The following is a 13,987-nucleotide window of genomic DNA, read 5'->3' as shown; positions in this document are numbered from 1 at the left end:
AATGGAGGTCGGGTCGCTTGAAGGAAGAGGGAGAGGCGAGGCTGACCGGTCAGCGGGCGCCGGACGGTCCGCAAGGACTGCAAGCTGCGGATCAGGAAACGGAACGGCTGCTTGCCGCACGCGCAAAAAATGGCGACGACCAAGCTTTTCTTGAGCTGATGGGCCTGGCCCGCAGTACGCTGCTGCGCGTTGCGTTCGCATACCTGCTTAGCGAGGACGCGGCGCTGGAAGCGATCCAGGAAACGACTTGCCGCGCGTATGCCAAGCTGCCAGGTTTAAAGCAACCGGTTTTTTTCAAAACTTGGCTGATCCGCATTTTGATGAATGTGTGCGCCGACGAGCAGAAGCGTCGCAAGCGGCAGCGGCCCGTGGAGAAAGTGCCTGAGCCGGCTGCATTCGCTTCGGAGCCAGGAGATTCCATGAAGTTCGAAGAAGCGATTGCAGACTTGGACCCGAAATGGAAACGAGTCATCATATTAAAGTATGCGGAAGACATGACATTAAGCGATATCGCCAAGCTGCTGGAGCGGCCGGAGGGGACGGTTAAAACTTGGCTGAACAGAGCGCTCGCTCAATTAAGGCGGGAGCTGGGGGAGGAGGGGACGCTGGATGGAGAAGGAGCGGCGCGATTTTTGGGCGCGGATTGAGGAGCGGGCCTCCGATTCCGATCTGCTCCGGCGGACGGACGATGCGATTATGGCCGGGTTGGAGTTAGGAAAGGTGCATGTAAAAAGGCAACGCTTTAAATTTCGAAGAAGACTATTCGCCGGTGCGGCTGCCTGTTTAGCGCTGATCGTTTGTTTCGCTTCAATTCGGGTATCTCCCGCCTTCGCGTCGGCCATTCGTCAGATTCCCGGCATGGAAGCGCTCGTCGAAGCGATTCGTCACGATTATCCGAACGACGATACGCTGCAGGACGCGATCGACAACGGATACCTGCAAAAGGTGGGCGTGTCCGACGAGCATGACGGACTCAAGCTGACGGTAGAAGGCATCGTCGCCGACGAGTCTCGCATGGTGCTCGTATACACGCTGGATGGACTCGCGCCCGGCGAACAATTGTCCATGCAAGACATCGACTGGACAGACGGTACGGGACGTAAGCTGGGGCTAGGTTACGGAACGGCCGGCAATGTTCAAGGCGCGGAGGAGGCGCGATCCCAGACGGACTCGATCGAGATATTATTCCCGGAGCGCGAGCCGCTGCCGGATGTTCTGGGCTTGTCGGTCAAGCTGCGGAATGCGACCTACGCCGTCTCCTTTCCCGTTAACAAGAAGCTGTTCGCGGGAAACGGACGGACGATTCCTTTGAATGAAACGATCGAAGTCGACGGACAAACAATCGTAATTGAGCAGGCACGGATCTCGCCGCTGCAGATTGCGATCGACGGATATTACGCGGAAAGCAACACGAAAGCGATATTCGGCGGCGGGGACATGCGGATCGTAGACGACGCCGGCAAGGAATGGAACCTCCCGAATTTTAGCTTAGGCGCAGCCGAGAAGAATGAGGCGCACTTCGAGTTTAAGAGCAGCTATTTCCGCAAGCCCAAGAAGCTGTATCTGACCGGCTCCTGGTTCAGAGCCGTCGACAAGGGCAAGCTTCGTCTGGTCGTCGACACGGATCATAAGTCGATCGTCCAAGCGCCGGACGGCCAGGTGGCGGTGAGTGACGTAAACACAAGCTTTGGAAAAACGTTCGTTACGTTCAAGCTTACCCGGTCGCGCAAAGACGACAATATGGGTTACATGCTGCTCGCGGGACCGTTCGTCGACGCGGCCGGGAAAAAGGGGACAGCTACGGCGTTGGGAACGTCAATGGGCTTTGCGGGCGGAGAATACATGCTCGAGGAAGATCGGTACGAACTTTCGACCGGCGATTACGTCCAGCCGCTAACCTTCGACGTGTACATGTATCCGCAATACATCGAGAAGCCGTACCGTATCGAAATACCGCTAGATCAATGATTTATTCCGCGCGAGGCGATAGTCGCTTCGCGCTTTTTCGTTGCCCTCGCGTTTCCCCGCGCATCCGCACCCGCCGGGGGGCGTCTGCATACGATGTGCTATGCAAGTCGCGATGCGTGCCGCCCGAGCCGCGAGCCAACGCCCGGGGGCATCGGCCTCGGCCGTCTGCGCTGAGGAAGCCGCCAGGCGCCAAGGTCAAAGGAGGGAGAAGTCATGCTTACGGGCGTGCATATTATCGTCGCCGGAGGCGACGCGCGGCAGCTCGAGGTCATAAGGCGGCTTACCGAGCTCGATGCGACGGTAACGCTGATGGGATTCGAGCGTCTCGACACGCCTTTTTCGGGCGTGACCAAGGCGGAGTGGACGCCGGAAGCGCTGCGAAGCGCGGACGCGCTGCTGCTGCCTGTGGCCGGAACGGAAGAGGACGGTGCGGTCTCGGCGATTTTCACGGATCAAGAGTTGAAGTTTACGGACGATTACGCCGCCGCATTGCCGAAAACGTGCAAAATTTATACCGGACTTGCCAGATCCTATTTGCGCAAGATCGGAGAAAAGCACCGGCTGACGGTCGTAGAGCTGTTCGAGCGGGACGACGTAGCCATTTACAATTCGATACCGACGGCGGAAGGCGCCTTGATGATGGCGATTCAGCATACGGACATTACGATTCACGGTTCGAGATGCATGGTGCTCGGACTCGGCCGGACGGGGATGACGATGGCCCGGTCGCTGCAGGGACTCGGGGCGGTCGTGATGGCGGGCGTGCGTCGGGAAGACGCATTCGCAAGGGCGTACGAGATGGGCTTCGAGCCCTTCAACATCGCTGATCTGGCGCGCCTGGCGGGGAATATTGACTTGATTTTTAATACGATACCGAATATGATAGTCACAGCACAAGTGATCTCCAAACTTCCCCTTCGCGCGGTCATTATCGACCTTGCATCCAAGCCCGGCGGCACCGATTTTCGGTTCGCGGAGAAGCGCGGCATCAAGGCGCTTCTGGCACCCGGATTGCCCGGCATCGTCGCCCCCAAGACGGCAGGACGCATCATCGCGAACAGTCTGTGCCAGAGCATTCTGGACGACTACAAACAGGGGGAAGCGCCATGAATTGGCAAGGAATCACGGTCGGATACGCGCTATCCGGCTCGCACTGCACGTTGCCGGAGATCATGCCTCAGATCCAGCGCTTCGTAGATGCCGGAGCAAACGTCGTGCCGGTTGTCAGCCAGAGCGTGCTGACGACGGACACCCGCTTCGGGGCATCGGCGCATTGGCGATCGGAGTTGACCCGCATGACGGGCAACGAGATCATCAGTACGATCGTGGACGCCGAGCCGCTCGGTCCTTCCAAGCGATTCGACGTTATGCTCATCGCGCCTTGCACGGGCAATACGACGAGCAAGCTGGCCAATGCGATGACGGACGGACCGGTGCTGATGGCCGCCAAGGCCCAGATGCGCAACGGTAGGCCGCTCGTGCTGGCGATCTCCACGAACGACGGACTTGGCCTTAACGCCGCGAATATCGCGAAGCTGCTCGTCGCGAAGAATATTTTCTTCGTGCCGTTCGGCCAGGACAATCCGCAGCAGAAGCCCAACTCGCTTGTCGCACGAATGGATCTGGCGATCGATACGTGCGAAGCCGCCCTTCAGGGCAAGCAGCTGCAGCCGATGCTTATCGAACGGTTTTTATTCGCTTGAACTTATCCATATAGAGATTGTCTTTTGATTAGAGGGGAGAGTCATCATCATGTCTACGCCTACGTTGTTTAACGTCGCCGTCGTGGGAGCCACCGGTGCCGTTGGGGAACAGATCCTGAAGCAGCTCGCAGCGCGCAACTTCCCTATCAAGGAACTGAAGCTTCTGTCTTCGGCGCGCTCCGCCGGAACGAAGATCGAATTTAAAGGCCAGACCTACACGGTCGAAGAGGCGACGCCGGACAGCTTCAAGGGCGTCGAGATCGCGCTTTTCAGCGCGGGCGGGGACGTATCCAAGGCGCTTATTCCGCACGCGATCGAGCATGGAGCCGTGTGCATCGACAATACGAACGCTTACCGGATGGACCCGACGACACCGCTCGTCGTGCCCGAGGTTAACATCGGCAAGGTAGCGGAGCACAAGGGCGTCATTGCGAACCCGAACTGTTCGACGATCCAGATGGTCGCAGCGCTTAAGCCGCTATACGACCGTTACGGCATTTCCCGCATCATCGTGTCGACGTACCAAGCCGTTTCCGGCGCCGGCGCTCGCGCGATCGACGAGATGCTTCGGCAGTCGAAGGAAGTGCTCGCTGGCAACGATCCGCAGCCGGACATTTTGCCGGTAGGATCGCTGCCGGTCAAGCATCAGATCGCCTTCAACGCGATCCCGCAGATCGACAAGTTCCAGGACAACGGCTTCACGCTCGAAGAGATGAAGATGATCCGGGAAACGAAAAAGATCATGGACGACGACGCGCTCGAAGTCACCGCGACTTGCGTACGGATCCCGGTCGTGTACGGTCACTCCGAGTCGGTCTACGTAGAGCTCAAGCAAGACTTCGACATCGGCGAGATCAAGACATTGCTCGCCGGTTCGCCGGGCATCGTGCTCCAGGACGATCCGGACAGCCAGCTTTATCCGCTTGCGACCGATGCGGCGGGCAAGAACGAGGTATTCGTCGGACGCGTCCGGCGCGACCTTTCCAACCCGCGCGCGCTTAATCTGTGGATCGTATCCGACAATCTGCTCAAGGGCGCAGCCTGGAACGCCGTACAGATCGCCGAACACATCGCAGCTTCCCGCGCCTAAATCGACAACCCCCAGCCCTTCCCGAAGCCGGGGAGGGCTGGTCTGACGGTTGCGGTCTCATTCCCTCCCTTTTCTGAACGGCGCCCAGGAAAAACGCGGTTCCGACATTTTTGAGGCGAGGAAGGATGTATCGATGGTTACGGTTCAAAAGTTCGGAGGGACGTCGCTGTCCGATGCTGATGCTCGGAGGCACGTCCTCCGTCATATTCGGCGAGAATACGAAGCGGGTGCCGGGCTGGTCGTCGTGGTATCCGCTATGGGACGGCGGGGCGAGCCGTATGCGACCGATACGCTGCTGGAGTGGATCGGCTCGAACGGCGCCGGTCTGGCCGAACGGGAGAAGGACTTGCTGATGAGCTGCGGAGAGTTAATCTCCGCAGCTACTTTATGCAGTCTGCTTGGTGCCCATGACCTGCCGAGCGTTGTCTTAACGGGCGCGCAAGCCGGCATCCTTACGGATAACAAGTTCGGTGCCGCGCGTATCGTCGAGGTGAAGACCGATCGGATCCTTGCAAGCCTTACGGAAGGCAAGATCGTCATCGTGACGGGATTTCAGGGCGCTACGGCAGACGGAGAGATCACCACGCTCGGACGCGGCGGCAGCGATACGTCGGCTACCGCGCTCGGCGCCGCGCTTCAAGCGGACGTAGTGGATATCTACACGGACGTCGACGGCATATTAACCGCAGATCCGAGGGTCGTGTCCGAAGCCCGCCAGCTCGCAGTCGTCAGTTACGACGAGATTTGCAACATGGCGCATAACGGGGCCAAGGTCATCCACCCGAGAGCTGTCGAGATTGCGATGAAAGCCGGCATCCCGGTGCGCGTTCGCTCCACCTTTTCAGACGGAGAGGGGACGCTCGTCACGCATGCGAATGCAGCAGAAGGCCATATCGGCTGGAGCGACCGGACGGTGACCGGGCTTGCGCATGTCAAAGGCGTAACGCAGATTGCCGTTTCGGCCGAAGGCACGGCGCTTAATCCGCAGCTTGAAGTGTTCAGGGCAATGGCGAAGAACGGCATCAGCGTCGACTTTATCAATGTCATGCCTGCCGGCGTTCTTTATACGGTAACGGACGTCGACGCGCCGCTTGCGCTGCGGCTGCTTGCGGAGATGGGCTTCGAGCCGCGCGTACGCAGCGGCTGTGCCAAGGTTTCGGTCATCGGCGGCGGGATGAACGGGGAACCGGGCGTCATGGCGAAGATCGTGGAGGCGCTTGCCGACCGGCAGATCCCGATCCTGCAATCCGCGGATTCGAACACCACGATCTGGGTGCTCGTGCGCGAGACGGATATGGCGGCCGCCTTGTCGGCGCTTCATTCCGCTTTTGCCTTGCATGCGGTATCATGAAGATTATAATGGATTAGACAATAGGGATCGGCTTTTAGACGAAGGAGGATACGGGTATGGATTTCGGCCGCCTGATTACAGCGATGGTGACGCCATTTAACGAGCAACTGCAAATCGATTGGGAAGCGACGGGCCGGCTGATCGACGAGCTTATCGAGGTTCAAAAGTCGGATAGCCTGGTCGTATCCGGCACGACGGGCGAATCTCCGACATTGACCGAAGAGGAGAAGCTTGAGCTGTTCCGCTTCTCGGTACGCCGCGCAGCCGGACGCGCCAAGATTATCGCGGGTACGGGCAGCAACGACACGGCGCATTCTATTCATCTAAGCAAGCTAGCCGCAGAAGCGGGCGTCGATGCACTGCTGCTGGTCGCGCCTTATTACAATAAGCCGAATCAAGAGGGTCTGTACCTGCATTTTAAAGCGATCGCCGAATCGACGAAGCTGCCGGTTATTTTGTACAATGTGCCGGGCCGCACAGTCGTGAGTTTATCGACAGCCACGACGCTTAGGCTCGCGCAGCTTCCGAACGTGGTGGCAACCAAGGAATGCGCGTCCGTCGAACAAATTACCGAGCTGGTTGCAGGAGCGCCTGAAGGCTTTATCGTGTACAGCGGGGACGACGGCATTACGCTTCCGACGCTGGCCGTAGGCGGCTATGGCATTATTAGCGTGGCGAGCCATGTCGTCGGCGCTGAGATGAAGCAATTGATCGATACTTTCCTTGAAGGACGGATCGCGGAGGCTGCACAGCTCAACGCCAAGCTTTTCCCGGTCTTCAAAGGCTTGTTCCAGTGTCCGCATCCCGTGCCGAATCCCGTCGCCGTCAAGCATGCCCTGACTGCCAAAGGGCTTGACGTAGGCGGTGTGAGACTGCCGCTCGCTCCCGCTACCGAGGACGAACGGGCTTTTATCGAAGCCTTGTTCAACTGAACCCCGGCCGATCGTTGGGTCTTATTCCATATGCGCTTCGAGCGACCGATGCCTACGGCATCGGTTTTGCGTTAAATGGAGAAATTAATCGTATTCGGCCGTATTCGTTAGCCTGACTTGTACGAGTGGATTGGCATCATGTATAATGGGATGGAGTGAATGGGTGCGGCCAAAATTTGCAACTTGACAATTCCATAGATCGGGATCGTCGAATTATCGTAGGAGGTACTAGACTTGTCCAAGAAAAACAGCACAGACAAATTATTGATTTACGCGCTTGGCGGCGTCGGCGAGATCGGGAAAAACATGTATGTCGTTCAATACGGGAACGATATCGTCGTCGTCGACGCGGGCCTTAAATTCCCGGAAGAAGAGATGCTCGGCATCGACGTGGTCATTCCGGACATTACCCACCTGCTCGACAACCGAGAGAAGGTTCGCGGCATCCTCGTCACGCACGGTCACGAGGACCATATCGGCGGGCTTCCTTACGTATTGAAGCAGCTTAACGTTCCGATCTACGCTACGCGTCTGACGACGGGGCTCATCGAAAACAAGCTGAAGGAAGCGGGATTGCTGGGCGACACCAAGCGCATCCTGATTACCGCGGATTCGGAAGTGCAGATGGGCTCGATCAAGGCGTCCTTCTTCCGCACGAACCACAGTATCCCGGACTCGGTCGGCGTTTGTCTCGAGACGCACGAAGGCGTCGTCGTACACACGGGCGACTTTAAGTTCGACCATACGCCTGTCAACGATCAATACGCTGACCTGCAACGGATGGCCGAGATCGGCAAGCGCGGCGTGCTCGCATTGCTGTCGGACAGCACGAACGCGGAGCGTCCCGGATTCACGCCGTCGGAGAGCAATATCGGCAAGGAATTCGAGGAGATCTTCCGCCGGGCGAAGCAGCGCGTCGTCGTAGCTACGTTCGCTTCGAACGTCCACCGGGTTCAGCAGGTCATCAACGCCGCTGCCGAGACGCGCCGCAAGATGGCCGTCGTCGGCCGCAGCATGGTGAACGTCGTTACGATCGCATCGGAAATGGGGTATCTTGACGTTCCGGAAGGCATGATCATCGAGCCCGAAGAAGTGAACAAGCTGCCTGCGGACCGCGTCGTGATTCTGTCGACGGGCAGTCAGGGCGAGCCGATGTCCGCGTTGTCCCGCATGGCGCGTTCGACGCATCGCAAGGTGGACATCCTTGCCGGCGACACCGTCATTATCTCGGCGACGCCTATTCCCGGCAACGAGAAATATGTCGGCCGTACGGTCGATGAGCTCATGCGCCTCGGCGCGCACGTCATTTACGGGCCCGGCTCCGTATCCGGCGTTCACGTATCGGGTCACGGCAGCCAGGAAGAGCTGAAGCTCATGCTTAACCTGATTCGTCCGCAGTACTTTATTCCGATTCACGGTGAATACCGGATGCTTCGCCATCACGCCCTGCTCGGCGAGTCGGTCGGCATCGAGCGGGAGAACATCTTCCTGTGCGACATCGGCGACGTCGTGGAGTTCCAGAACGGGACCGCGCGCAAGGCAGGCAAGATCCCATCCGGCAACGTGCTGATCGACGGACTGGGCGTGGGGGACGTCGGTAACATCGTGCTCCGCGACCGCAAGCTGCTGTCCCAGGACGGCATTCTGGTCGTCGTCGTGACGTTGTCCAAGCAGGACGGCACGATATTGTCGGGTCCGGACATTATTTCCCGCGGCTTCGTATATGTACGCGAATCCGAAGGCTTGCTCGATGAAGCCAACCGCATCGTAACGGGCACGCTCCACAAGCTGATGAGCGACAATGTCAACGAATGGGCTTCGCTTAAGACCAACGTAAAGGACGCGCTCGGGCGTTTCCTCTACGAGCAAACGAGAAGAAGACCGATGATCCTGCCGATCATCATGGAAGTATAAACGAAAGAACAAGCAACCCCCACACTCAAACCGAAGGCCGCTTCCCCGGATATGTCCGGGCAGGCGGCCTTTTTGGCGTCGCATGCGATCCGTTTTCTGCGTCCAAGCAAGTTGCCAATCTGCCGGGAGAACGGAACCTTCCAATCGCATAATGTGAGCCTTAGCGTTCATACTATGTCGGACCGCCGTCGGCTGCGCTCCGCGCAAGCAGAACGGCGACGGAGGATTCGGGAAGGAAGTGGCAACTTGAAGAACAATGAAGAGCCCGGCACTTCGGAACAGCCCGCAACGCCAGACGAAGCGCGGAAAGGCTCGGTCGCCGCAGAAAATATCGTTCAGCTGGGCACGGCGAGCGTGCCGCAGGCCGAGTCGAACGTATTTTGCCTCACGATTATCGGACAGGTGGAAGGCCATATGATGCTGCCGCCGCAGAACAAGACGACCAAGTACGAACACGTCATTCCTCAGCTGGTAGCCGCCGAGCAGAGCTCGAAGGTAGAAGGCTTGCTGATCGTTCTCAATACGGTGGGCGGCGACGTCGAGGCCGGTCTCGCGATCGCGGAGATGATCTCGTCGCTCTCCAAGCCGAAGGTGGCGGTCGTGCTGGGCGGAGGACATTCGATCGGCGTGCCGATCGCCGTTGCGGCCGACTATACGTTGATCGCGGAAAGCGCGACGATGACGATCCATCCGATCCGGATGAACGGTCTTGTCATCGGCGTACCTCAAACGTTCGAATATTTGGACAAAATGCAGGAGCGCGTCGTACGCTTCGTCACCAGGCATAGCCGGGTAGGGGAAAAGAAGTTTAAGGAACTGATGTTTAAAACGGGCGAGCTTGCCCGCGATATCGGCACGACGGTCGTCGGTCCGGATGCGGTGTCGTATGGACTGATCGACGCGATCGGGGGGATCGGCGAAGCGCTGCGCGAGCTCAATCGGCGAATCGCGGAGCGCAAGCTTGCTTTCGCCGCGCCGCAAGGAGGCGAGGTGCAATGACGCTTTACACGCCGATGCCGCTAGAACTGGTGCTCGAAGGTTGGAGCGACGGTCAGGAGCCGATGATCGAAGTGGAGTATGGCGCGCTTCGCATGCTGTTGACGCCGGTCGCCCCCGGCGTCGGTAAGCTCGTGCGTCTGGTTTCCGCGCCGCTCGATGCGTATTTGCTGCCTGCCTTCGAGCCTGGCAAACTGATTTATTTCGGTGCCGCCTCATCGAATGCGGTAGCGGGAACGCCGTCGATCGACGACGGGGAACGGGGACTTTAGACCGTCGTACGGCCGATGCCCCGGCTCATGCGTCTCTTCGGTAAACTATGGTATAATGGGTGACCGGAGGTGACGGAGTTGGCCAAGCGCAAACGAAAAAAGGACACGCTGGGCGCAAGCCTCAAATATGAAATATACGGCATTCTGCTGATAACGATTTCCGTCATCGCGATGTACGGCGAAGCGGCGGGCGGACGTTCGCTCTCCAAGTTGTTTGGGTATTTGCTCGGTAAATTTTACTTTTTGCTGCCGATCGCGGGCATTTGGCTCGGGCTCCACGTGATGATCCGCAGAGCCTGGCCGCGCGGATGGACGATCCGCCGAAGCGGCTTCGTCATGGTCTGCTGCGGCTTGACGCTGCTTAGCTCCATGAGCTTCGTCGATTCGCGCCTCGGCCCATTGGAGGCGATTCGCCCGTCTGCGATTTTCAGCCAGACGACGCATCAGCTTTACGAACAGCTGTGGAACGCGCCTATTGAAAACGAAGCCCGGATCTCGGGCAAAGATATCGGCGGCGGGCTGCTCGGGGCGATGCAATATTCGATTTTTTATTGGTTGTTCGGCTATTACGGCGCAAAGTTCGTCTTGATCGTGGAGTTCGTCATCGCCTTTATGCTGCTGACGAATCGCTCTTATGTCGATATGATGAAGGGCATCCGCACCTTTGCGATGCGTCTGCTGCCCTTGCTCGCGCAGCGGCTGTCCGGCGGACGCAAACTGACCAGAGCCAAGGCGGTGCCGGTGAAGCCCAGGGCCAGGAAAGGACAAGTCGCCGCTGCGATGGCGGCGATCGGCGACGACGACCTGCAGGAGGAGCCGGTTGCGCGCAGCGCCGATGCGAAGAAGCCCTACTTCTTTCAGCTGTTTCACGGCAAGCCTGGCGGAGCCGAGACCGCGGACCAGGACGATCTGGACGACGAGCCTGCCCTTTACCCGTCCGCGCCGGCGGTCAACATTTCGGCCCGGCCGGAGGGACGCGCCAAGAGCAGAAAAAAGGAAGCGGAAACTCAAGACGTTCCGGCGACGCAGCCGATTGCCCAAACGCCATACATAGAGCCGACGGACGAGTGGGAGCCTGTGGCCGCGGAGCAGCCGGACGCAGGTCCGCGTTTCCACGATTTTGCCGATCAAGTGCCTGCCTTCGAAGAAGCCGACGAATCCGCTTGGAGCCAGTCCGAGATGGAGTTGGACGATGACACGGCAGCAGTCGAACCCGCACCCGATGCCGGCGCATTGTCCGATCCGCCGGACGGCGAAGCCGTTCCTGTTCAGGCCGCCGTGCCTGGAGCCGACGGCGCCGCCGCCGACGGTGCCGATTCGACGACTGCGCCTGCGCCGGTCAAACCGAAGCGGGTATACCGGATGCCGCCGATGCATCTGCTCGGCAAGCCGCAAGGCGGCGCCAAAGGCGGCGCCGGCGACAGCGGGCGCGAAGTGGCGCGCAAGCTGGAAGCGACGCTAGAGAGCTTCGGCGTGCGCGCGAAGGTGCTCGACGTGGCCAGAGGCCCGGCGGTTACGCGTTATGAGCTGCAGCCGGACGTCGGCGTCAAGGTCAGCCGAATCGTCAGTCTGACCGACGATATCGCCCTGGCGCTGGCCGCGAAGGATATTCGCATGGAAGCGCCGATCCCGGGGAAGTCGGCCATCGGCATCGAGGTGCCGAACAACGAGGTCAGCGTCGTGACGCTGCGCGAGGTGCTCGAGACGCCCACCTTCCAGGAGGCGCCAAGCAAGCTGACGATCGCCTTCGGCAGGGATATTTCCGGACAGCCGATCGTGGGCAACCTCGCCCGCATGCCCCATATGCTGGTAGCGGGCGCGACGGGTTCCGGCAAGTCCGTATGCATCAACGGAATCATTACCAGCTTGCTCTATAAGGCCAAGCCCGACGAAGTGAAGTTCCTCATGATCGACCCCAAGATGGTCGAGTTGAACGTTTACAACGGCATTCCGCATCTGCTCGCCCCGGTCGTGACGGATCCGCGGCGCGCTTCGCTCGCGCTCAAGAAGATCGTCGTCGAGATGGAAAAGCGGTACGAGAAGTTTTCTAAATCGGGAACAAGAAATATCGAAGGCTACAATAACCTGATGCTGAGCGGCGACAACCCGGACGGCGTGCTGCCGTACATCGTCGTCATCGTGGACGAGCTCGCGGATCTGATGATGGTGGCCGCCGGCGACGTCGAAGACGCGATCTGCCGTCTCGCGCAAATGGCGCGTGCGGCGGGCATTCATCTGATCATCGCGACGCAGCGACCGTCGGTCGACGTCATTACGGGCGTCATCAAGGCGAATATCCCGAGCCGGATCGCTTTTGGCGTCTCCTCTCAGGTAGACTCCCGCACGATTCTGGACATGGTCGGGGCGGAGAAGCTGCTCGGACGCGGGGACATGCTTTTCCTGCCGATGGGCGCTTCCAAGCCGGTTCGCGTGCAGGGCGCGTTTTTGTCCGACAATGAAGTCGAATCCGTCGTCGCTTATTCCCGCGGTCAAGCCGAAGCGGAATACAACGAGGAGCTCGTGCCTGAGATCGAGGAGTCGGACGACGCGGCGAACAACGAGCAGCTCGACGAGCTGTTCGATCAGGCGGTAGGCATCGTGCTTGAGGCCAAGCAGGCATCGGTCTCGCTGCTGCAGCGACGCATGCGCATCGGTTATACGCGGGCCGCGCGCCTGATCGACTCGATGGAGGCGAGAGGCGTCGTCGGTCCGTACGAAGGCAGCAAGCCCAGAGAAGTGCTCGTCACGCTCGAACAATTTCAACAACGCTCCTCCTGACATGTCGGGAGCGAGCGTTTTTTTTGTCCATGAATAGCCATCCATGACCTTCCTCATACTAACCTCACGCATGCCCGCGGCCCATCGGAGCCGGCGCGCACGAATCGCGAAAAATGAGAGGAAGGCGTGAATCAAGATGCGCTATCGTTTAGTAATTTTGACCGTATGCCTCGTCTGCTGCCTCTTCGGCCTGTATACGCTGAATCGGCTGGACAAGCCCGAGGCGGCGCGCGAGGCTTTCAGCAGCGCAGTCATCAAGAGCGGCGCCTCAGGCAAGGACGTTTACGAACTGCAAGGGAGACTTAAATACTTAGGGTATTACAGCGGCAAAGTGGACGGGAACTTCGGGTCGACTACGCTGAATTCCGTCAAATGGTTTCAGTGGAAATTCGGCATGAAGGCGGACGGCGTCGTGGGCGGCAAAACAAAGCTGAAGCTCTGGGAAGCGACGAAGGACTGGAAGCCGACGGCGGCTGACCTGGGCAAGGAGACCGGGCCGAGCCAAGGCTCGAATCAAAACGCCAACGCCGGCAACGGCGCCGGCGCTTCAAACGAAGCCAACCTGCCCGCATCGAACAACATGGGCTTGTCGGCGAACGATCTGAAGTTGATGGCGAACGCCGTATACGGCGAATCGCGCGGCGAACCGTTCGAAGGACAGGTTGCGGTAGCGGCGGTCATTCTGAATCGCGTGCGCGCATCGGAATTCCCCAATACGGTGTCGGGCGTTATCTTTCAGCCAGGGGCCTTTACCGCGGTGGCGGACGGGCAGATCTATCTGACGCCGAACGAGACGGCGGCCAAGGCCGTTAAGGACGCACTGTCCGGATGGGATCCGACGGATGGGTGCCTTTACTATTTCAACCCGAAGACGGCGACCTCGAAATGGATATGGTCGAGGCCGCAGTACAAGACGATCGGTCAGCATATTTTTTGCTATTGACCCAACTTTCCTGCGGCGCCTTATTTGCTTCGGGCTTGAC

12 protein-coding genes are annotated in these 13,987 nt (G+C 59.2%); all 12 read left to right on the top strand.

Annotation, left to right across the window (positions count from 1 at the left end; all coding sequences use genetic code 11):
* Positions 1–17: 17 nt before the first annotated feature.
* The 12 genes from ACFOTD_RS00565 to sleB all read left to right on the top strand — a co-directional run bounded on the left by ACFOTD_RS00565 (position 18) and on the right by sleB (position 13,947).
* On the top strand, positions 18–647 hold the full coding sequence (locus ACFOTD_RS00565) for a sigma-70 family RNA polymerase sigma factor (RefSeq protein ID WP_378114754.1): 630 nt from the start codon (positions 18–20) through the stop codon (positions 645–647).
* Entirely contained in the window at positions 610–1,968 is a 1,359-nt protein-coding gene (locus ACFOTD_RS00560; RefSeq protein ID WP_378114753.1) for a DUF4179 domain-containing protein, read from the top strand. Before ACFOTD_RS00565 ends, ACFOTD_RS00560 begins: the two co-directional genes overlap by 38 nt.
* Positions 1,969–2,181: 213 nt before the next feature.
* A complete protein-coding gene (dpsA, locus tag ACFOTD_RS00555) occupies positions 2,182–3,078 on the top strand; it encodes a dipicolinate synthase subunit DpsA (protein WP_378114752.1) in 897 nt (298 codons plus the stop codon).
* Complete coding sequence (locus tag ACFOTD_RS00550) at positions 3,075–3,671, top strand: dipicolinate synthase subunit B (RefSeq protein ID WP_378114751.1); 597 nt, start codon at positions 3,075–3,077, stop codon at positions 3,669–3,671. The genes dpsA and ACFOTD_RS00550 overlap by 4 nt, the downstream gene beginning before the upstream one ends.
* Before the next feature lie 49 nt (positions 3,672–3,720).
* The gene (locus ACFOTD_RS00545; RefSeq protein WP_378114750.1) at positions 3,721–4,761 is read left to right on the top strand and encodes an aspartate-semialdehyde dehydrogenase; all 1,041 of its coding nucleotides are present in this window, start codon (positions 3,721–3,723) and stop codon (positions 4,759–4,761) included.
* A gap of 133 nt (positions 4,762–4,894) precedes the next feature.
* Positions 4,895–6,112, top strand: a complete 1,218-nt coding sequence (gene dapG, locus ACFOTD_RS00540; protein WP_378114749.1) for an aspartate kinase — start codon at positions 4,895–4,897, stop codon at positions 6,110–6,112.
* Between the two features lie 56 nt (positions 6,113–6,168).
* Positions 6,169–7,044 carry a 4-hydroxy-tetrahydrodipicolinate synthase gene (dapA, locus tag ACFOTD_RS00535; protein WP_378114748.1) on the top strand — a complete coding sequence of 292 codons (876 nt, stop codon included), beginning with the start codon at positions 6,169–6,171 and terminating at the stop codon, positions 7,042–7,044.
* 234 nt (positions 7,045–7,278) lie between these two features.
* Positions 7,279–8,958: a ribonuclease J gene (locus ACFOTD_RS00530; RefSeq protein WP_378114747.1), complete on the top strand. Its 1,680-nt coding sequence runs from the start codon at positions 7,279–7,281 to the stop codon at positions 8,956–8,958.
* Positions 8,959–9,204: 246 nt separating this feature from the next.
* Positions 9,205–9,957 (top strand): ClpP family protease, encoded by a 753-nt coding sequence (locus tag ACFOTD_RS00525; protein ID WP_378114746.1) that lies wholly within the window; start codon positions 9,205–9,207, stop codon positions 9,955–9,957.
* On the top strand, positions 9,954–10,226 hold the full coding sequence (locus tag ACFOTD_RS00520; protein ID WP_378114745.1) for a YlzJ-like family protein: 273 nt from the start codon (positions 9,954–9,956) through the stop codon (positions 10,224–10,226). Before ACFOTD_RS00525 ends, ACFOTD_RS00520 begins: the two co-directional genes overlap by 4 nt.
* A 78-nt stretch (positions 10,227–10,304) precedes the next feature.
* Positions 10,305–13,004, top strand: a complete 2,700-nt coding sequence (locus tag ACFOTD_RS00515) for a DNA translocase FtsK (protein WP_378114744.1) — start codon at positions 10,305–10,307, stop codon at positions 13,002–13,004.
* Positions 13,005–13,140: 136 nt separating this feature from the next.
* Entirely contained in the window at positions 13,141–13,947 is an 807-nt protein-coding gene (gene sleB, locus ACFOTD_RS00510; RefSeq protein ID WP_378114743.1) for a spore cortex-lytic enzyme, read from the top strand.
* Positions 13,948–13,987 lie beyond the last annotated feature (40 nt).

Source organism: Cohnella sp. GCM10012308 (assembly GCF_042649185.1).
Taxonomy (GTDB): domain Bacteria; phylum Bacillota; class Bacilli; order Paenibacillales; family Paenibacillaceae; genus Cohnella.
This window is presented reverse-complemented; position numbering and strand designations above follow the sequence as displayed.

Excerpts from the sequence above, each read along its gene's own strand:
- ACFOTD_RS00560 (WP_378114753.1), top strand. The coding sequence starts at position 610 with ATGGAGAAGGAGCGGCGCGATTTTTGGGCGCGGATTGAGGAGCGGGCC.
- dpsA (WP_378114752.1), top strand. The coding sequence starts at position 2,182 with ATGCTTACGGGCGTGCATATTATCGTCGCCGGAGGCGACGCGCGGCAG.
- ACFOTD_RS00550 (WP_378114751.1), top strand. The coding sequence starts at position 3,075 with ATGAATTGGCAAGGAATCACGGTCGGATACGCGCTATCCGGCTCGCAC.
- ACFOTD_RS00545 (WP_378114750.1), top strand. The coding sequence starts at position 3,721 with ATGTCTACGCCTACGTTGTTTAACGTCGCCGTCGTGGGAGCCACCGGT.
- dapG (WP_378114749.1), top strand. The coding sequence starts at position 4,895 with ATGGTTACGGTTCAAAAGTTCGGAGGGACGTCGCTGTCCGATGCTGAT.
- dapA (WP_378114748.1), top strand. The coding sequence starts at position 6,169 with ATGGATTTCGGCCGCCTGATTACAGCGATGGTGACGCCATTTAACGAG.
- ACFOTD_RS00520 (WP_378114745.1), top strand. The coding sequence starts at position 9,954 with ATGACGCTTTACACGCCGATGCCGCTAGAACTGGTGCTCGAAGGTTGG.
- sleB (WP_378114743.1), top strand. The coding sequence starts at position 13,141 with ATGCGCTATCGTTTAGTAATTTTGACCGTATGCCTCGTCTGCTGCCTC.